Genomic DNA, 19,147 nt, shown 5'->3' with positions numbered 1-19,147 from the left:
GGATCGGACGAGGCCTTGCTGACAGCTGAACTCATAGCGCAGTGGTACGCGCCTTGGGACAACCGCGCCCCTTGGTTTGCCTATCGGGGCGGGTGGGAAAACCGCATCACCGCGATGAGCGAAGAAGTTATCTGGGGCTGGAAAATCAATGAAACGGTCACCAGGCTTCAAACGCCTGTACTGATGGTGCATGGCGACAAGGCTGCATCAGGTCCAATGATCCCCCGTCAGCTGTTCGATACGATTCCTGCAGCAGACAAGGCACTTTATTGGATCAAAGGTGCCAACCAGCTGCAATTCTATGAAGACCCGCTGGTCATAGATGCCGCCCTGGCCCCGCTTGCTGCGCACTTCAAGAAAGGGCAATGAACCGGCACTATTGAGAAAGGCGAACAAAACCGGGCTTTGATGCGCTTCACACGAAGAAACGCGTTCCGCCCGGCACAATCTAGCCACCGCGAATTGGCGCTTTGTGCGGCACTGTGTGAGTTAACCGGCTCCAGAACCTCGCAGTCGCAGCGAACGGCTGAAACGGCGGGCTGCGCCGCAGCACAAAACCTCGGCTGGTTGCGCCAAACGGCCGAATTTGCAAAGGGCGCTTCCTGCAGCTCCGCTGCCCCTGGTGCGAGCCGCAGCATCACCTGAGAAAGCTCAACCCTGCCGAGAGGCAGCTTCTCTAATTGGGCGTTTGGGTCAAGCTCGTTTTCCTTCCTTGTACGGGATCATTGTCGCTCATCCGGGTCACGCTTCTCTTCGCAGTCTGGGTGATGCCGGGTGAAGGCATCGCTGCACGCATGTGTCGGATTGGTTGTGGAGAGCCTCGCTTTCGGACGCGCTTGTCGTTGCGCAGCAGACATTTTCGGCTTCTTCCACGAACCCCGTCCGGTGAGGACGATCCCGTTCAGTTCTGGTATTGGGCTATTAGGTCATGCCATGCCCTCCACCGTCCCTGATCGGAACTCGGTGCCATCTACCCACATGCGATGGAGCAGAACGGCCAGTTTGCGGGCGACAGCCACGACAGCGCGGCGACGCCCCTTGGTGCGCATCAACCGCATCCCCCATGATTTGATCTGAGAGCCCGCCTTGGTTCGTACCAGCAAGGAGTTGGCGGCGGCGTAAAGTGTCGCCCTCACGTCTCGATCCCCGGCCTTGGATATTCGACCGGGATTATCTTGTTCACCGGACTGGTATCTTAGGGGCGTCAAACCAAAGTGAGCGGCCACGGTGCGAGATCGTTTGAAACGCGCGGGGCCATCAACCGCAGCCTTGAAGGTCAATGCTGTAACCGGGCCCACGCCGGGGGCCGTCATCAGGCGCAGGCAGACCTCATCCTGGCGGGCCGCGCGTTTGACCCTCCGGTCCAGTTCCAGGAAGTGTTGGTGCAGCGCCAACCGGGCATCAAGCAGCGGCAGCAAGGCATGGGCCAACACCTCATCCATCTCGACAATTGGCCGGACCATACCGTCAAAGCTGCCATGCTGCACTGTTTTGGGCAGGCGGATACCGAAGATCTTCAAAAGACCGCGGACTTCGTTGGCCAGATCAATGGTCTTGCTCAGCGGAGCTTTCCGTGTGCTCAGAAGCGCCCGAATGCCGTGCGCCTCCCGGCTCTTCATATAAACGGGGTTGAACCACCCCATGCGCAGGACTTGAGCAATTCCCCGAGCATCGTTCCGATCCGTCTTGTTGCGCATCGCCGATAGTGCGGCGCTGACCTGACGCGCTTCCATACAGACAACTTCAAACCCTTCAGACTTCAAGCCGTAGTACAGATGCTGACACATCGCACCGGCTTCAAAGCCAACACGCTCAATTGGAAAGCGAAGCGCAGTCAGATAGCCTGCGATCTCCTCAATATCACAAGGCAGTTCTCGCTCGTGCAGAACCGTGCCTTTGCCATCGACAACACAGACCGCGCAGGACCGCAGCGAAACGTCCAAGCCCGCGAAATACTCCATTCGAAATCTCCCATGTTCACAGATCTATCGTGATCCTATCGGGAGCTCGACCTCAGTTCCGGGTCTGCCCAATTACGTATGCTTTCGGGAAAGTGGCCATGGAAATTTGCACCGACAGCATCATTGCCCCCCGTCGCCATGTCTATGTCCGCTCTGGGCTGTGACTGGCGTGCTGCCCCAGCGAAGGGCCGCCCCCAGGGCAATGACGGCTGAGGGCTTTTTCCGTTGAAAAACTCGGCATTGCCGCCGCCCTGAGGCCTTCTACAACAAAGCGCGTTCTCCGCTCTTCATGCCGGACGCGGCGTTTGCGGTAGGGGTAGCAGCTTTGCGAGCTTTCTGAGGTTCTGAGCGGTGGCTGCGAGGTGGAATTCGTCGCGCGCGCCGCATCTCGACCTTCTTTCTGAGCTTGCAGGAGAGCGCAGGGTGCCGTCCTTATTGGCGCCCGATCGGGGTGTCGTGAACGCGCGCCGTTATTGCTTGAGCTCCTTGCCGCAAGGGCAGATGTAGGCGTCGTTCTCGGCATCGTAGGTGAAGTCGGCCCTTTCAAAGGTGCCGTCCTTGCGACCGGACTTGTCGATCACCGGGATATGCGGGGCGATCCCGCGCTGCCGGTCAAGCCAATCGAGCATTTCGCCCGTGCCGTAAGCGGTATCGGCGATCAGGCGTTCAGGTTTCAGGTCGAAGGTATCGCTCACCCGATCCACCATCGTCCGCACGGCACCGACCTCGGCTTGCCGGATCGAGCGGGTCGCCTCGACATCGAGGATCACGCCATTGTCGGTGTCAATCAGGTAGTTCGTGGAATAGGCAAAATAGGCGGGTCCACCCCGTGCGCCGGTCCATTGCGAGGCCGGATCGGAATGCGAGGTGAACTTCGGCTTTACCGGGCTGGCCACGCAGAAGGCCGCATCGTCGAGCGTCGCCAGATACTCCCTGACAGCGCGCGGCGCGTTCTCGTGGGCGATCTTCTCGGGGGCCCAGTCCGCTTGCGGCGACGAGTTCTGCCGGTTGGCATCGGCCTGAATCAGGCTGGCATCCGCCGCAAAGCGCTGACCACTCGCCAACCCTTCCTCGATGCAGCGCGCGACCACCGTCTCGAACAGATGCCGCAAGAGATCGCTATCGCGGAACCGACCGTGCCGGTTCTTTGAGAAGGTCGAATGGTCGGGCACTGGGTCGGTCAGATCGAGGCGGCAGAACCAGCGATAGGCGAGGTTGAGATGCACCTCCTCGCAGAGCCGTCGCTCCGAGCGGATGCCCATCTTGTAACCGACCAGGAGCATCCGGATCATCAGTTCCGGATCAACCGACGGCCTGCCTGTCGAACTGTAGAAAGGAGCCAGGTGCCGCCGGATGCCAGACAGGTCGACGAACCGATCTATCGCCCGAAGCATGTGATCCTGCGGGACATGATCCTCGATCGAGAACTCATAGAACAGCGCGCCCTGCGCTTCCTGCCGTGGTCCCATCATTGCCACGCACCTCCGCTTGCCTCGCGGAAAGTGAATCAGCACTCAATACCCAAAACAACCCGAGTTTTTCAACAGAATAGGCTCTGAACACCCTTTCACCGCGTTGGGCCTGAACGGCTTCTTTCCGCCGCTTCAGGCCCTGCCTGCCAAACATGCATCACAAAGGCGGGTTTCCTATTGGAAACGCCGGAAACGGACACATATCCCGCGCGTCTGCGTCATAATACTGTGTCATGAAACCCGAGTACCGCCTGCACTACGCCCCCGACAATGCCTCGCTGGTCATCCGGCTGGTGCTGGAGGAGCTTGGCCAGCCCTATGAAACCCTGCTGGTCGACCGCAGGGCCGAGGCGCAGAACAGCCCCGCCTACCGGGCGCTGAACCCGAACGGGCTGATCCCGGTGCTGGAAACCCCGGACGGGCCGCTGTTTGAAACCGCCGCCATCCTCCTGTGGCTGTCCGAACGCCACGGCGCGATGGCGCCGCAGCCCGGCAGCGCGGACCGCGCCGCCTTCCTGAAATGGCTGGTCTTTGCCTCCAACACCCTGCACGCCGACCTGCGGATGCTGTTCTACCCGGAGAAATACATCGGCCCGAAGCAGGCGCATAAGGCGCAGCTGCAAACCGTGCTGCGCCAGCGGCTGCACCAGCATCTGACCAACCTCGATCAGGCCGCCGCCGCCCGCCCCGCCTGGCTTGGTGCGCCGCAGCCCTCGGTGCTGGACTATTACCTGGCTTGCCAGATACGCTGGATGGCGCTCTACCCTGCGCAGGCCGACAAATCCTGGTTCACCCTGGCCCATTACCCCAGCCTGCAGCGCCTCTGCGCCGCACTGGAAAGCCGTCCCGCCGTTGCCGTGTCGCGCGAGGCCGAGGGCCTCGGCGCCACCCCGTTCACATCTCCGGCCTACGCCAATCCCCCAGAAGGATCAGCCACCTAATGTTCCTCTCCGTTTTCGACATGTTCAAAGTGGGCATCGGCCCGTCGTCCTCCCACACCATGGGGCCGATGGTTGCCGCCGCACGCTTCCTCGGCATGATGCGCGCCTCGCCGTTTGAATTTCACGGGCTGCGCGCCTCGCTGCACGGCTCGCTTGCCTTCACCGGCGTCGGCCACGCCACCGACCGCGCCACCATCCTCGGCCTCGGCGGCTTTGTCGCCCATGACTATGATGACGAAAAGGCAGAGGCCTTCCTGGCGGAGCTGAACAAGACCCATAAGATGCACCCCGAGGGGCTGGGCGAACTGCATTTTGACCCCAAGGCCGACATGATCTTCGACTATGATCACGCGCTGCCGGGCCATGCCAACGGCATGATCCTGATGGCCACCGATGCCCAGGGCGACGTGATCCTGAAACAGGTGTTCTACTCGATCGGCGGCGGCTTTGTCGTCACCGAGGAGGAACTGGCCGCAGGCAAGGCGACCGACGAGGGCGACCCGGTGCCCTACCCGTTCAAATCCGCCGCCGAAATGCTGGAGATGGCCAAGGCCAGCGGCAAGTCGATTGCCGAGATGAAGCGCGCCAACGAGATTTCCCGCGGCTGCTCCGAGAGCCTCGCCAAGGGCACCGCCCGGATCTGGCAGGTGATGAACGACTGCATCAACCGCGGGCTGGAGCGCGACGGCATCCTGCCCGGCGGCCTCAAGGTGCGCCGCCGCGCCAAGGGCATCTATGACGCGCTGATGGCGGAACGCGGCCTGAACCAGACCGCGCCGCACACCATCAACGACTGGATGAGCGTCTACGCGATGGCGGTGAACGAGGAGAACGCGGCCGGCGGCCAGGTCGTGACCGCCCCCACCAACGGCGCCGCGGGCACCCTGCCGGCCGTGATCCGCTACTACCTCGACCATGTTCCGGGCGCGTCTGAAGCCCATGTCGAGGACTTCCTGCTGACCGCCGCGGCGATTGCCGGGCTGGTCAAGTACAACGCGTCTATCTCTGGCGCCGAAGCCGGCTGCCAGGCAGAGGTCGGCTCTGCCGCCGCGATGTCCGCCGCGGGCCTCTGCGCGGTGATGGGCGGCACGCCCGAACAGGTGGAAAACGCCGCCGAGATCGCATTGGAGCATCACCTGGGCATGACCTGCGATCCCGTAAAGGGGCTGGTGCAGGTCCCCTGCATCGAACGCAACGGTCTGGCGGCGATCAAGGCGGTCTCCGCCGCGTCTCTTGCCCTGCGCGGCGACGGCCAGCACTTCGTGCCGCTGGACGCCTGCATCGAAACCATGCGCCAGACCGGCGCCGACATGCACGACAAGTACAAGGAAACCTCGCTCGGCGGCCTCGCGGTGAACGTGCCGAACTGCTGAGAAACCCAGCTTTCCTGCAAGGCTAGCGTGACATAAGGCCCGTGGCTGACTTTGGTGAGGCGCGTATGCGCCTGACCGGGGTGAAGGTCAGGCGCGGGCCGTGCCGCTGCGCGTCACATCCCAACGAGGGCGCAGCGCTCCTTTTTTTCCCGCAACTCCAGCTTGCGCCGCAACCCCTGCGGGCCTAGCGTGGCGCCATGACACAGGACCGGCCCCTTCTCGGCATCGCCTTGATGCTGGGCTTCTGCATGGTGATCCCGCTGGGCGACGCCATTGCCAAACTGCTGACCAACCGGGTGCCTGTTGCCCAGATCGTCTTTATCCGCTTTGCCGCCCAGGCCGCGATCCTGCTGCCGCTCGCCCTGGCCCTGCGCCTGCCGCTCAGCCTGTCGCGCCGGGTGGCGCCGCTCCTGTTCCTGCGCACGCTTCTGCAGATGGGCGGCATCGCCGCCATGTTCACCGCCTTCCGCTACCTGCCCCTGGCCGATGCGGTGGCAATTGCCTTCGTGATGCCCTTCCTGATGCTCCTGCTCGGGAAATATGTCCTGCACGAGAACGTCGGCCTGCACCGCCTCGGCGCCTGCGTCGTCGGCTTCACCGGCACTCTGCTGGTCATTCAGCCCAGCTTTGCCGCGGTCGGCTGGAACGCGCTCTGGCCGCTCCTGGTGGCGGTGATCTTTGCCCTCTTCATGCTGATCACCCGCAAGATCGCCAAGGAGACCGACCCGATTTCCGTTCAGGCGGTGGCCGGCGTCATGGGCACCGTGCTGCTGGCCCCGGTGCTGCTGATCGGCGATGCCGCCGGTGTCGCCGCCCTCTCCACCGCCCTGCCGCCGCAGGACACCTGGGGCCTGCTGGCCGCCGCCGGCGCGCTCGGCACCATCGCGCATCTGCTGATGACCTGGAGCCTGCGGTTCGCCCCCACCTCCACCCTCGCCTCGATGCAATACCTGGAGATCCCGGTGGCCGTGTTCTTCGGCTGGCTGGTCTTTGCGGAACTCCCCAACACGCTCGCCGCCTTCGGCATCCTGCTGACCATCGGCGCAGGCCTTTATGCGGTGATGCGCGAGCGCAAACCTGACGAAATCGAAGAGCGCATCAACCCCGCCTAAGGTCCCGCCTGAGGTCCAGCCGGACCGCGCCCAGCACATCCGCCAGCAGCCGCCGCGGCACAATCGCCAACAGGCCCGGCCCGTCCGGCAGCAGCCGCACCGGACCCAGCGCCCGGTTCGAGGTGCCGATCCGCCCCATCGGCGACATCACCAGACCCTCGATCGGCCACTCCAGCCCCTCCGAACGCCCCGTCGCCTCCTGCATCGGGAACAGCGAAATCACCTCGCCCGCCCGCGCCGGCAGCGCCACCTCATGCGCCAGGTGAAAGATCACCTCGGTTTCGCCAATCAGCACGCACGGCGTGTCATGCCCCTGCACCAGCGTGCTGAACGCCGCCAGCTGGTGATCCACCCGCGCCCCCAGGAACCCCACCGCCAGCACCGCCGGCGCCGCAATCGCGCGCAGCGCCTTGTCGAAATCGGTGCTGTCCTGCTCCGCCACCGGGTGCAGCGCCTCCGGCGGCAGCTGCGCCCGCACCGCTTCGCTCAGCGAGTCGAAATCCCCGATCACCGCCTGCGGCCGGTATCCCGCCGCCAGCGCCGCCGCCGCGCCGCCGTCCGCCGCCACCAGCTTGGGCGCCAGCACCAGCGCCTCCTCCAGCGCGCCGGTGGCGATTTCGCCGCCGCCAATCAGGGTGATTGGTTCCGGAGCTTCAACAATCAGTCTGTCCATTCGGCATATTCCCGCCTGTTTTGGAAACAGGTCACAATCTGAACACAAAATGATACGATCAATTGCACGGATTCGAGCAAAATTGGTCCTTCCAGCCAATAAGGTGAACGGCAACAGATGTGGCGAAGACGAGCGAGCTGATGGTACACAATAACAAAGTCTTGACGGTATCCTATGGAACCTTTTCCTGCACATTGGAAGGGTTCGAGGACTCCTTCGGCACGATGAAGGCCATCGCCGAGTATTTCCGCGACCTGGCCGCCGACGACCGGTACTTCGGCGCTGAGCCGCCGCAGCCCGATGCCGACATGCTGGCCCGCATCGCCCAGCGCGAGATCGCCCGCCAGGTCGAGGCCCGCACCAGCGAAAGCGGCATCCACCTGCGCGCCGCCACCCCGGCGCTTGGCGCCGCCCCGGCGCCCGCGGCGGCTCCGGCTCCGGAACCGGTCGCGGAACAGCCCGCCCCTGCCCCGGCAGAAGACCCGGCCGCCGAAGTTGAAACTGAAACTCCCGTAAGCGCCACCGCAGAAGCAGCGGCCACCCCGGCCTCCGCAGCGGAAACCGCGGAACCGGAGGCTGAGACCGAAGCGGCGCACTCCGCCGAAGCCGAAGCCGAAGCCGAAGCCGAAGCCGAAGCCGAAGAAACCATCGCCGCGGCACTCGAAGACGCAAGCGCCGCCCCGCAGCTGGAGCAGCCTGCTGACACTCCCTCGGTCGAGCTGCTGGAAATCAGCGAATCCGCCCCTGAGGACGTCTCTGAAGCCGAAGCAGAGGATACCGCCCCGGCGCCGCACCAGCCCTTGGAACCGGCCGCCGACAGCATCGCGGCCAAGCTGCAGCGCATCCGCGCCGTGGTGGCCCAGGCGCCCGAAGAGGACTTCAGCGAAGACGAGCATGCCGACGACGTGCTGGAAAACGCCGCAGAGGAAATCACCAGCGCACTGATGGAGGACGACGACAGCGGCGCCCCCGATTTCGATGACGAGGGCGACGACGAAATCGCCCGCACCCTGGACCGCCTGGACCTGGGCCGCGCAGCGGCACAGCAGCCGGACACCGCCGCGCAGACCCGCGCCGAAGAGGCTGAAGAGGCCGCTGAAGATACCCCTGACGGCAGCCTGTTCGCGGACCTCGGCGGCGACGCTGCAGCAGATCAGGACGACCAAGATGCAGCTGCCAGCCTGCCGGCAGAGGATGACGCCGGTGAGGCGCCCGCCCCGGCCCCTGCGCCGCGCGTGCGCATCACCAAGGTCAAGCGCAGCGATTTCGACAAGGCCCTCGCCTCCGGCCGCCTGCAGGACACCGGCAGCCGCCCGCAGCCGGACCCCGCTCCGCCGGCGCTGTCAGAGGAGGACGAAGCCGACCTGATGCGCGAACTGGCCGAGGTGGAGGCGGAAATCCTGGCCGCATCGGACCGGCCCGATGACTCCGGTGCCACCGCCGCCAGCGATGACAGCGATGACAGCAGCACCGCGGCGCCTGCCGCCGCGCAGGCCGCAGCCTCCCGCCTGGCAGACAGCGATGTCAGCCGCCTGATGGCCGCCGCGGATGAAAAGCTCGAAGACCCCGAATCGGCGTCCTCGCGCGAGGCCTACAGCCATCTGCGCGCCGCCGTAGCCGCGACCAAGGCCGGCCCGGCAGGCGGCACCGGCGACAGCGACGACGCGCAAGCCTACCGCGAGGATCTGGCCAGCGTGGTGCGCCCGCGCCGCCCGGGCAGCCGCCAGGCAAGCTCCGAGCGTCCGCCCGCCCCGGCATCCCGCCCGGCGCCGCTGAAACTGGTTGCGGCCCAGCGCATCGACCAGGGCGCGGCCGCGGGCCAGTCTGCGGGTCAGGCCGCGGGTCAGCCGGTGCGCCCGCGCCGGGTCTCGGCCGCGGTTCTGGGCGAGCAGCCCGAAACCGGCGGCAGCGGCTTTGCCGCCTACGCCGAAGAACGCGGCGCCGCCGAACTGCATGAGCTGCTGGAGGCCGCCGCCGCCTATATGAGCTTCGTCGAGGGCCGCGACCACTTCTCGCGCCCGCAGCTGATGAACAAGGTGCGCAGCGCCGGCAGCAGCGACTTCAACCGCGAAGACGGGCTGCGCTCCTTCGGCCAGCTGCTGCGCGACGGCAAGATCGAACGCTCCGGCAACGGCCAGTTCACCGCCTCCGGCGACATCGGCTTCAAACCCGGAAAACGCGCCGCGGGCTGACCCCTGGCCAGACAAACAAAAAGGCGGCCCTGCAAAGCCGCCTTTTTTCGTTTCCAAAGCCCCGCGGGCTTCATCTTTCCAGAAATACTCCGGGGTGAATTGGCCGCGAGGCCAAGAGGGGCAGCGCCCCTCCTGATATCAAACCTGCGGGGCAGCGCCCCTCCTAGCATCAAACCTGCGGGGCAGCGCCCCTCCCGTTACTGGTCCTCAGCGTCCGGGTCTGCCTGACCCACGCCGCGGAACACGAACTTGAACGGCAGCACCCAGACGATGCCGAGGCCCACATAGACAATCAGCTCCAGCCACAGCGGCGGACGGTCCAGCCAGTTCATCACCGTGACCGCGGCCACGATATAAACCGGCATCCCGACCAGCAGGATGATCAAAGCCCAGCGCCGCCGGGCCTTGTAGCTCAGGCCTTGCTTCTCAGCCATCAGTCAGCGAACGGGTCGGTCACCAGGATGGTGTCGTCCCGCTCCGGGCTGGTGGAAAGCAGCGCGACCGGGCATTCGATCAGCTCTTCCACGCGCTTCACGTATTTGATCGCATTGGCGGGCAGGTCGTTCCAGCTGCGCGCGCCTTCGGTCGACTCGCTCCAGCCCGGCATCTCTTCATAGATGGGGGTGCAGCGGGCCTGCTGGTCGGCGGCAGTCGGCAGGTAGTCCAGACGTTCGCCGTCCAGCTCATAGCCCACACAGATCTTCAGCGTCTCGAACCCGTCCAGCACATCCAGCTTGGTCAGCGAAATGCCGTTGATGCCGGAGGTGGCGCAGGTCTGGCGCACCAGGCAGGCATCAAACCAGCCGCAGCGGCGCTGGCGGCCGGTGGTGGTGCCGAACTCATGGCCGCGGGTGCCCAGACGCTCGCCATCCGCATCCGGGGTGCCGTCTTCTTTCAGCAGCTCGGTCGGGAACGGCCCTTCACCGACGCGGGTGGTATAGGCCTTTACGATGCCCAGCACATAGTCGATCGAACCCGGACCGATGCCGACACCGGTCGCCGCCTGGCCCGCAATCACGTTGGAGGAGGTCACAAACGGGTAAGTGCCGAAATCAATGTCCAGGAGCGCGCCTTGCGCGCCTTCGAACAGGATCCGCTTGCCCGCCTTGCGCTTCTCGTTCAGCACCTTCCAGACCGGCGCCGCAAAGGGCAGGATCTGCGGCGCGATCTCTTTCAGCTGGGCGATCAGCGCGTCGCGGTCCACCGGGTCGACGCCCAGGCCCTTGCGCAGCGGATCGTGATGCTGCAGCGCCCGGTCGACGCGGGCAATCAGGGTCGCCTCATCCGCCAGGTCGGCAACCCGGATCGCGCGGCGGCCCACCTTGTCCTCATAGGCCGGGCCGATGCCGCGGCCGGTGGTGCCGATCTTGGTGCCTTTCGACGCGGCCTCTTCGCGCGCCCGGTCCAGCTCGCCGTGCAGCGGCAGGATCAGCGGCGTGTTCTCGGCGATCATCAGGGTCTCCGGGGTGATCTCCACGCCCTGCGCCTGAACGGTCGCGATTTCCTTGATCAGATGCCAGGGGTCCAGCACCACGCCATTGCCGATGACGCTCAGCTTGCCGCCGCGCACCACGCCCGAGGGCAGCGCGTGCAGCTTGTAGACCTTGCCGTCAATGACCAGCGTGTGGCCGGCGTTATGGCCGCCCTGGAAGCGGGCGATCACGTCAGCGCGCTCGCTCAGCCAGTCCACGATCTTGCCTTTCCCTTCGTCGCCCCACTGGGCGCCGACTACGACGACATTGGCCATATCCGGTCCTTTACAGTCTGGTTCAAACCCACGCTCATATAGCGATGCTGCGCAGGCAGTGGAACCGGAAATTCGCCGCAGGAGATGGCTTGGCCAAGGTTTTCGCCCCGATCACCAAGGGCTGCGCCTGCCTGGGCGGGCGCGACTGCCCCTGCCTGTTACTGATTCCCAAAGAACACAACGCCAACCTCAGGGCGCGTGCCTGCCCGCGGGGTGGCGCTGCAACGGCTGTGCATGGCAGTTTATCCCGGCACCGTCCGTACAAGCTAACGCGAGAGCACTGCCCCCTCCAAAGCGCCCGCCCGGTGGGGCGGGCAGGCGCTCGCCCGGCGGCGCTGCGCGCCTTGTTCCGGGCGGGATGGCGCTCATTCGCAGGGTGTTGCGCACCCGCCGTACGCTCCCTTCACGCAAACCTCACCCGGCTCTGCCACACTCCCAGACGATCGCGATCCCCCGCCATGGCTCCGCGCATGGGCCATGATACGAGGCGCAGGCATCTGTGCGGCTGCCTGCGCAACACCCGGAGACCGGCCCTGATAAAAAGGGGGTCGTCCAAGCGAGCTTGTCCGAGCAGGCCCCCGGCGGGGTCTGTCCACCTCCACCCGGCGGCGCCGCCCCCTTAACTGGGTCACAGGCACACCCGAACGGAACGGAACGCGGAACGAAACAAGAGAAACCGCCCAGGCCGCCCAGGCCGCCCAGGCCCCGGCGGCCAAAGCCGCGCGCGCTCAGCCCCGCAGCTGCACCGGCGCGCCATGCGGCGTCGACAGATAGGCCTCCTCCCAGCGGCTGCGCATCACCTCGGCCTCAGCGCGCGACGCGGCCCCCTGCTCCGCCAGGAACATCTCCAGCGTCTCCAGCCAGGCGCGGAAGTAATCCTCGCCGCCATCCAGCTCGCGGCTCAGGCCGTGGCGCTTCAGCGTCGCGGAAAACCGCTCCACCCAGTCGGCCCAGCTGAACCGCCCGGCCTCATTCAGATGCACGGTCAGCGCAAAGACCTGCGCGTGCCAGGGTTCGGCAAAGACAGGCTCCGGCGCGGAAACCTCGGGACAGATACTCATAACGGCTCCAGATAGCTCTGCCACAGGTCCAGCACCACCTCGTCCTCCGGGTGCTCGGGATGCGCCCACAAAGCGCTGGCATGAAACCGCACCGCATACAGCGGCTCCGGCGCCTCGCCCAACCCGTGGGCGCTGCTGTCGGGGAAGACATGCGTGCCATGCAGCCGCAGGATATAACCCTGCGCCCCGGCGGCATAGGCAGGCAGCCGGGTGTGGCCGCCATCCACCAGCGCGTTATCCGCCGGTATCCGCGCCCGCACCGCCTGCCCGGGCGAGAACCGCGGCGGCGGCCCGCCCTCCCGGTCCGCCGGGCCGCCCTTGGCCAGCACCCCGGCAACAGTCTCCGCCTTCAAGGCCCGCTCCGCCAGCTTATGCAGACCGGCGGCGCCCTTCCCCTCCAGATCCGCGCGCGTCAGCACGCCCTTCTCCACCAGCAGATCGGCCAGCGCCGCGATCCATTTCTCGTAATAGGAAAAGCGCGCGTAATCCTTCGGCGACAGCTTCTCCCGCGCATGGCGCGAAGTGTCGATGTTCCACTGCCCCAGCGCGCCGCAGGCCAGCGTCACCGCCAGCGCGCGGGCGTGCCAGTCCTCGGCAAAGACCGGCGCGTCCGCCGCCTCGGGCGCCACCGGACCGTCGCCGAATCGCCCGCCCATGTCATGCACCCGGGTCATGCCGGCACCTCCCCCGGCGCCTTGGCCAGTCCGGTGCCGATCATGCTGTCGCGGGTGACCAGCGCCGCCAGCTCCTCCTCGCCCAGGCCCTCCGAGCCTTCGGGCCGCGCCGGCAGCACCAGATAGCGGACCTCAGCCGTCGAATCCCAGACCCGCACCGCGGTCTCGTCCGGCAAGGTCACACCAAACTCCGCCAGCACCTTGCGCGGCTCGCGCACCGCGCGGGCGCGGTAGGCGTCAGACTTGTACCAGCCCGGCGGAATGCCCAGCAAAGGCCACGGGTAGCAGCTGCACAAGGTGCACACGACCATATTGTGCTGCTGGGCTGTGTTCTCCACCACCACCATATGCTCACCCTGGCGGCCGTAAAGCCCAAGCTCCGCCAGCACCGGATCGGCATCCGCCAAAAGCGCCGCCTTGAAATCCGGATCGCTCCAGGCGCGGGCCACCACCCGGGCGCCGTTCTGCGGGCCGATGCGGTTCTGGTAGGTGTCGATGATCTCCTCCAGCGCGGCGGGGTCGATCAGGCCTTTCTCGGTGAGAATCGTCTCCAGCGCCTTGACCCGCAAGGCAGGGTCTGGCGGCAGGAGGGCGTGCGGATGGTCGTCGTGATGATCATGAGGCATGAAAAAACTCTGCCCCGCGCCAAGGGCCTGCGTCCAGCCGCAAAACAGTGGCGCGGCCGCCTCTGACTGCACGTCACAGCTGCTGCCCGGCATCAGGCAAACTCCGCCCTTGCCCCCCCGGGCAATCTTGCCTATTTACCGCCCGATACTCAGCCAACCGCCGCAGGGACCCATGGAAAACGTTGTTCTCATCATCCATCTTCTTCTGGCTCTCGGCCTTATTGCCGTGGTGCTGCTGCAGCGCTCCGAAGGCGGCGGTCTGGGCATGGGCGGCGGCGGCGGCGGCGCCATCTCGGGCCGTGCGGCGGCCACGGCGCTTGGCAAGGTGACCTGGCTGCTGGCGATTGCCTTCATCTGCACCTCGATCACCCTGACCATCATGGCGGCGCAGAAATCCGCAGGCTCCTCGGTCACCGACCGGCTGGCGGCGCCGCAGTCCGAAGACAGCGGCGCACCGGCAGTGCCGGCACCGCTGGGCAGCGACCTGCTGCCGCCCAGCGAAGGCGACAACGCGCCGCTGGTTCCCAGCGCCGACTAACCTACTACACCTTGAGAGGGTTATAGGAACCGCAACAGCATCTTGCGGTTCCCTTGCGCATTTCGTGCGAATCCTTTATATATGAAGTCCCGTGATGCTGCGGTTTTTGGAATGATTCCGATCACCGCCGGGCAGCTGAAATCTGACTTCTCACGGGGGCAGCCGAACACATATGGCGCGTTTCATCTTTATCACTGGCGGTGTTGTTTCATCCCTGGGCAAAGGCCTGGCTTCGGCAGCACTGGGGGCACTTCTGCAGGCCCGCGGATACTCCGTCCGCCTGCGCAAGCTGGACCCCTATCTGAACGTCGATCCGGGCACCATGAGCCCGTTTGAGCACGGCGAGGTCTTCGTCACCGACGACGGTGCCGAGACCGACCTCGACCTCGGCCATTACGAGCGCTTCACCGGCGTGCCCGCCCGCAAGACCGACTCGATCTCCTCGGGCCGGATCTACACCAACGTGCTGGAGAAGGAGCGCCGCGGCGACTACCTCGGCAAGACCATCCAGGTCATTCCGCACGTCACCAACGAAATCAAGGACTTCATCTCCATCGGCGAGGATGAGGTCGATTTCATGCTCTGCGAGATCGGCGGCACCGTCGGCGACATCGAGGGCCTGCCCTTCTTCGAGGCGATCCGCCAGTTCGCCCAAGACAAGCCGCGCGGCGAGTGCATTTTCATGCACCTCACCCTGCTGCCCTACATCAAGGCCTCCGGCGAGCTGAAAACCAAGCCGACCCAGCACTCCGTGAAGGAGCTGCGCTCCATCGGCCTGGCGCCGGATATCCTGGTCTGCCGCTCCGAAGGCCCGATCCCGAAGAAAGAGCGCGAGAAGCTGGCGCTGTTCTGCAACGTGCGCCCGGATTCGGTGATCGCCGCGCAGGACCTGAAATCCATCTACGAGGCGCCGCTGGCCTACCACCGCGAAGGCCTGGACCAGGCGGTGCTGGACGCCTTCGGCATCTCCCCTGCCCCCAAGCCGAACCTGGAGCGCTGGGAAGATGTGGCCGACCGCATCTACAACCCCGAGGGCGAAGTGCGGGTGGCCATCGTCGGCAAATACACCCAGCTGGAAGACGCCTACAAATCGATCGCCGAGGCGCTGACCCACGGCGGCATGGCGAACCGCGTCAAGGTCAAGATCGAATGGGTCGATGCGGAGCTGTTTGACAAGGAAGACGCCGCCCCGCACCTGCAGGGCTTCCACGCGATCCTGGTGCCCGGCGGCTTTGGCGAGCGCGGCACCGAGGGCAAGATCAAGGCAGCCCAGTACGCGCGCGAGAACAAGGTGCCGTACCTCGGCATCTGCCTCGGCATGCAGATGGCGGTGATCGAGGCCGCGCGCAACGTCGCGGGCATTGCCGAGGCGGGCTCGGAAGAGTTCGACCACGAGGCCGGCAAGAAGCGCTTTGAACCCGTTGTCTACCACCTCAAGGAATGGGTGCAGGGCAATATGACGGTCGAGCGCAAAGTGGGCGACGACAAAGGCGGCACCATGCGCCTGGGCGCCTATGACGCGACGCTGGCCGAAGGCTCCAAGGTGGCCGAGGTCTATGGCAGCACCCATATCGAGGAGCGCCACCGCCATCGTTACGAGGTCGACACCAAATACCGCGAGCAGCTGGAAAAATGCGGCCTCACCTTCTCCGGCATGTCGCCGGACGGCCGCCTGCCGGAAATCGTGGAGTGGACAGACCACCCGTGGTTCATCGGCGTGCAGTTCCACCCGGAGCTGAAATCCAAGCCGTTCGCGCCGCACCCGCTGTTCGACGGTTTCGTGCGCGCCGCCAAGGACGCGTCGCGGCTGGTCTGAGGGATCGCGCGGCAGGCGGAATTCTCCCGCCCGTCGCCTGCGCATGGCACATGCGCGGCTCCCGTTGGGCCCGGCGCCGCCAAGGCGGCGCCGGGAGAAAACAGAAAAAGGCGGGCCTTGGGCCCGCCTTTTGCATTTTGATTGAATGCGTTTCTGGCGCGCTCAGAAGCCGTGCATCCGCTTGGCCCATTGATAGGCCACCACCAGCCCCTTCATCCGCGGCAGCATGATCAGCGAGGCCCCCACCGTGATCACCGACATGATGATCGCCAGCGTCCACGGGTCCGGGCGCAGCTGGGTGTAGACGATGTGCAGCGCGAAGCCGAGGATGTGGCCGACCACCAGAATGGTCAGATAGGCCGGACCGTCATCGGCGCGCTGGTGGTGCAGCTCCTGGCCGCACTCGGTGCAGCTGTCGTTCACCTTCAGGTAGCTGTGCAGCAGCTTGCCGCCGCCGCAGTTCGGGCAGCGCAGTTGCAGCCCCTTCAGCAAGGCGGGCTTCAGCTCCCGCGGCTCCTGTTCGGCTAGATCAATCCCGGTCATCGCGGCGTCTCCTTGGGTTTGCGGCCTGATACCGCGATTCCACAATTGAATGCAAACAATATGCAATCATTGATATTGCATTTAATGCCACACTGATGCATTGAACCAATCATTCACGACACAAAAAGACCCCCGGAGGCAGCGCGATGAAACAATGGACTCCTGCCCGGCTGGACAGCGGCAAGCCCCGCTATCTGGAAATCGCCGAGGCGATCGGGGCCGACATCGAGGCAGGCGTGCTGGAACCCGGCGACCGGCTGCCGCCGCAGCGCCGGGTGGCGCAGGAGACGGGGCTGGATTTCTCCACTGTCTCAAGGGGATACGCCGAAGCGGTGCGGCGCGGCTATATCGAGAGCTTTGTCGGCCGCGGCACTTTTGTGCGCGCCGCCGAGGCCCTGGCCAGGCGCCCCGATCCGCGCCGGGCGCTGGAAGAAGACCCGATGATGAACATGCCGCCGGAGCCGGACGATCCGGCCCTGCTCGCCCGGATGCAGGAGGGGCTGCAGCATGTTTCGGCCAGCCTCCTGCCGTTGTTGCGCTATCAGTCGGTGACCGGCAGCCCGCAGGACCGCGCCATCGCGGCGGCGTGGATGCAGGCCAACGGCCTGCCCTGCGCGCCGGAGCGGCTGGTGATCACACCGGGCGCCCATGCCAGCATCTATGCGATTCTGACGGTGCTGTGCGAACCGGGCTCCACCGTGCTGTGCGAAGATGTGACCTATCCCGGGCTGCGCTCGATTGCGGCGCGGCTGGGCCTCCGGCTGGTCGGGCTGGCGGGCGACAAGGACGGCATCCGGCCGGAGGCCCTGGCCAAGGCGGTCCAGGACCACTGGCCCGCGGCGCTGTACCTCAATCCGACGCTGCAGAACCCGACCACCCGGACCATGCCCGCCAAGCGGCGGCAGGAGGTCGCGGCGGTGCTGCAAACCCATGACCTGCCGCTGATCGAGGATGATGCCTACTGCTTTGTCGACAATGGCGCGCCGCAGCCGGTCAGCAGCCTGATTCCCGGCCTTGGCTGGCATATCGCGGGGATTTCCAAGTGCTTTGGCGCCGGGCTGCGGCTGGCCTACACCACGGTGCCGGAACGCGCCGCGCCGGGGCAGTTCAGCCAGGCGCTGCGCGCGATGCATGTGATGGTCTCGCCGCTGAACCTGGCGCTGCTGGGCCGCTGGATCGAGGACGGCACCGCGGCGGCGATTCAGAAATCGCTCCGCAAGGCGGCCGCGGAACGGCAGGCGCTGGCGGGGGAGGTGCTGAAGGACTGCTTTACGCAAAGCGATCCGCTGGCCTTCAACCTGTGGCTGACCCTGCCCCGCGGCACCAGCCGGGCCGAGCTGATGGGCCGCATGGCGGGCCGCCAGATCGGCATCATGCCCAGCGATGCCTTCACCGTTTCGGGCGTGCCGGAGGAAGCCGTGCGGGTGTGTCTGGGCGGCCCGATCGGCCTGGAGCAGCTGCGCGCGGACCTGATGGCGCTGAATGATGCGGTCACCCGTAAGGACTGGCTGGGATGAGCCGCGGCTGGTAAGCTTGCGCCGCACCCGCAACGAGGTCCCGCATGATCCGCGCCTTCCGCAACCTGATCGAACGGCAGCTGGCCAAAGCCCAGGCCGAAGGGCAGTTGCAGGGCCTGGAAGGCGAAGGCAAGCCGCTGCCCGACCGCAGCGGCGAGGCGCATCTGGATGCGGGTTTGGCGGCGGGGTTGCGGATCATGGCGGAGGCCGGCGTGGTGCCGGAGGAGTTCCGGCTGCAGGCGGAACTGGACGCGGCGCGCAAGGATTATACCGCGCTGACGGACCCGCAGGCGCGCCGGGCGGCGATGGCGCGGATCTCGGATCTGGAAATGCGCTGCAACATGGCGCGGGATGCGCGGAAATCCTTCTTCCGTTAGCGCAACACCCCGTTGTTTCCGGCGCAATTCACGCTATAGACAGCGCCAAGACATCACACCATCCGCAAGAGAGTGAGGCATTATGGCCAAAGACGCTTCCGTACAGCAGGAACAACTCGACCGCATCGCCAACGGCAAGGGCTTTATCGCCGCGCTGGACCAGTCGGGCGGCTCCACCCCGAAGGCGCTGAAGCTTTATGGCGTGAACGAGGACGCCTATTCGAACGACGACGAGATGTTCGCCGAGATCCACAAGATGCGCACCCGCATCATCACCTCGCCGAGCTTCACCAAGGACCGCATCCTGGGCGCGATCCTGTTTGAAAAGACCATGGACGGCGAGATTGAGGGCAAACCGACGGCCGAGTACCTGTGGGACAATTGCGGCGTGGTGCCGTTCCTGAAGGTCGACAAGGGCCTGGCGGACGAGGAAAACGGCGTGCAGATGATGAAGCCGATGCCGGAACTGGACGCGCTGCTGGCGCGCGCCAGCGACAAGGGCATCTTCGGCACCAAGATGCGCT

At 65.7% G+C, this 19,147-nt stretch carries 18 protein-coding genes and 1 pseudogene; 10 read left to right on the top strand and 9 right to left on the bottom strand.

Going from position 1 to position 19,147, the window contains the following annotated elements:
• Nucleotides 1-15 precede the first annotated feature (15 nt).
• Entirely contained in the window at nt 16-369 is a 354-nt protein-coding gene (locus tag B2P87_RS00750; RefSeq protein WP_141890799.1) for a hypothetical protein, read from the top strand.
• A 557-nt stretch (nt 370-926) separates the two neighbouring features.
• On the opposite strand, the gene B2P87_RS00745 is transcribed toward B2P87_RS00750, so the two are convergent.
• Together B2P87_RS00745 and B2P87_RS00740 are read right to left on the bottom strand one after the other, a co-directional pair.
• A complete protein-coding gene (locus tag B2P87_RS00745; protein ID WP_141890800.1) occupies nt 927-1,961 on the bottom strand; it encodes an IS110 family transposase in 1,035 nt (344 codons plus the stop codon).
• Between the two features lie 287 nt (nt 1,962-2,248).
• A pseudogene (locus tag B2P87_RS00740) lies at nt 2,249-3,433 on the bottom strand (transposase).
• Between the two features lie 233 nt (nt 3,434-3,666).
• On the opposite strand from B2P87_RS00740, the gene B2P87_RS00735 reads away from it, so the two are divergent.
• The 3 genes from B2P87_RS00735 to B2P87_RS00725 all read left to right on the top strand — a co-directional run bounded on the left by B2P87_RS00735 (nt 3,667) and on the right by B2P87_RS00725 (nt 6,859).
• Nucleotides 3,667-4,374 (top strand): glutathione S-transferase family protein, encoded by a 708-nt coding sequence (locus tag B2P87_RS00735; protein WP_141890801.1) that lies wholly within the window; start codon nt 3,667-3,669, stop codon nt 4,372-4,374.
• Nucleotides 4,374-5,747, top strand: a complete 1,374-nt coding sequence (locus B2P87_RS00730) for an L-serine ammonia-lyase (RefSeq protein WP_141890802.1) — start codon at nt 4,374-4,376, stop codon at nt 5,745-5,747. Before B2P87_RS00735 ends, B2P87_RS00730 begins: the two co-directional genes overlap by 1 nt.
• Before the next feature lie 197 nt (nt 5,748-5,944).
• On the top strand, nt 5,945-6,859 hold the full coding sequence (locus B2P87_RS00725) for a DMT family transporter (protein ID WP_141890803.1): 915 nt from the start codon (nt 5,945-5,947) through the stop codon (nt 6,857-6,859).
• On the opposite strand, the gene B2P87_RS00720 is transcribed toward B2P87_RS00725, so the two are convergent.
• Nucleotides 6,846-7,532 (bottom strand): thiamine diphosphokinase, encoded by a 687-nt coding sequence (locus tag B2P87_RS00720; RefSeq protein ID WP_141890804.1) that lies wholly within the window; start codon nt 7,530-7,532, stop codon nt 6,846-6,848. The genes B2P87_RS00725 and B2P87_RS00720 overlap by 14 nt on opposite strands.
• Nucleotides 7,533-7,672: 140 nt before the next feature.
• Here B2P87_RS00720 and B2P87_RS00715 point away from each other — a divergent pair, with 140 nt between their 5' ends.
• Nucleotides 7,673-9,724: a chemotaxis protein CheA gene (locus tag B2P87_RS00715; protein ID WP_141890805.1), complete on the top strand. Its 2,052-nt coding sequence runs from the start codon at nt 7,673-7,675 to the stop codon at nt 9,722-9,724.
• A 197-nt stretch (nt 9,725-9,921) separates the two neighbouring features.
• On the opposite strand, the gene B2P87_RS00710 is transcribed toward B2P87_RS00715, so the two are convergent.
• The 5 genes from B2P87_RS00710 to nthA all read right to left on the bottom strand — a co-directional run bounded on the left by B2P87_RS00710 (nt 9,922) and on the right by nthA (nt 13,832).
• The gene (locus B2P87_RS00710; RefSeq protein WP_058285901.1) at nt 9,922-10,158 is read right to left on the bottom strand and encodes a DUF2842 domain-containing protein; all 237 of its coding nucleotides are present in this window, start codon (nt 10,156-10,158) and stop codon (nt 9,922-9,924) included.
• Nucleotides 10,158-11,471 (bottom strand): adenylosuccinate synthase, encoded by a 1,314-nt coding sequence (locus B2P87_RS00705; protein WP_058285902.1) that lies wholly within the window; start codon nt 11,469-11,471, stop codon nt 10,158-10,160. The genes B2P87_RS00710 and B2P87_RS00705 overlap by 1 nt, the downstream gene beginning before the upstream one ends.
• 728 nt (nt 11,472-12,199) lie before the next feature.
• Nucleotides 12,200-12,532 (bottom strand): nitrile hydratase accessory protein, encoded by a 333-nt coding sequence (locus B2P87_RS00700; protein WP_141890806.1) that lies wholly within the window; start codon nt 12,530-12,532, stop codon nt 12,200-12,202.
• Complete coding sequence (nthB, locus tag B2P87_RS00695) at nt 12,529-13,206, bottom strand: nitrile hydratase subunit beta (protein WP_141890807.1); 678 nt, start codon at nt 13,204-13,206, stop codon at nt 12,529-12,531. The genes B2P87_RS00700 and nthB overlap by 4 nt, the downstream gene beginning before the upstream one ends.
• Entirely contained in the window at nt 13,203-13,832 is a 630-nt protein-coding gene (nthA, locus tag B2P87_RS00690; protein ID WP_141890808.1) for a nitrile hydratase subunit alpha, read from the bottom strand. Before nthA ends, nthB begins: the two co-directional genes overlap by 4 nt.
• A gap of 172 nt (nt 13,833-14,004) precedes the next feature.
• Between nthA and secG the strand changes: the two genes are divergently transcribed.
• Nucleotides 14,005-14,370 (top strand): preprotein translocase subunit SecG, encoded by a 366-nt coding sequence (gene secG / locus B2P87_RS00685; RefSeq protein WP_141890809.1) that lies wholly within the window; start codon nt 14,005-14,007, stop codon nt 14,368-14,370.
• A gap of 172 nt (nt 14,371-14,542) precedes the next feature.
• Nucleotides 14,543-16,186, top strand: a complete 1,644-nt coding sequence (locus tag B2P87_RS00680) for a CTP synthase (protein ID WP_141890810.1) — start codon at nt 14,543-14,545, stop codon at nt 16,184-16,186.
• A gap of 162 nt (nt 16,187-16,348) precedes the next feature.
• Here the strand turns inward: B2P87_RS00680 and B2P87_RS00675 are convergent, their stop codons facing one another.
• Entirely contained in the window at nt 16,349-16,729 is a 381-nt protein-coding gene (locus tag B2P87_RS00675; RefSeq protein WP_008553423.1) for a DUF983 domain-containing protein, read from the bottom strand.
• 146 nt (nt 16,730-16,875) lie between these two features.
• Between B2P87_RS00675 and B2P87_RS00670 the strand changes: the two genes are divergently transcribed.
• The 3 genes from B2P87_RS00670 to B2P87_RS00660 all read left to right on the top strand — a co-directional run.
• Nucleotides 16,876-18,246 carry a PLP-dependent aminotransferase family protein gene (locus tag B2P87_RS00670; RefSeq protein ID WP_141890811.1) on the top strand — a complete coding sequence of 457 codons (1,371 nt, stop codon included), beginning with the start codon at nt 16,876-16,878 and terminating at the stop codon, nt 18,244-18,246.
• 44 nt (nt 18,247-18,290) lie between these two features.
• Complete coding sequence (locus B2P87_RS00665; RefSeq protein WP_141890812.1) at nt 18,291-18,623, top strand: DUF1992 domain-containing protein; 333 nt, start codon at nt 18,291-18,293, stop codon at nt 18,621-18,623.
• Nucleotides 18,624-18,705: 82 nt separating this feature from the next.
• Nucleotides 18,706-19,147, top strand: a 442-nt coding sequence (locus B2P87_RS00660) for a class I fructose-bisphosphate aldolase (RefSeq protein ID WP_286851395.1), incomplete at its 3' end; no start/stop codon positions are given.

It is taken from the genome of Leisingera sp. UBA4491 (genome assembly GCF_002388965.1).
Classification (GTDB): domain Bacteria; phylum Pseudomonadota; class Alphaproteobacteria; order Rhodobacterales; family Rhodobacteraceae; genus Leisingera; species Leisingera aquaemixtae.
Note: the sequence above shows the minus strand (reverse complement) of the source record. Positions and strands in the feature narration are given on the sequence as shown.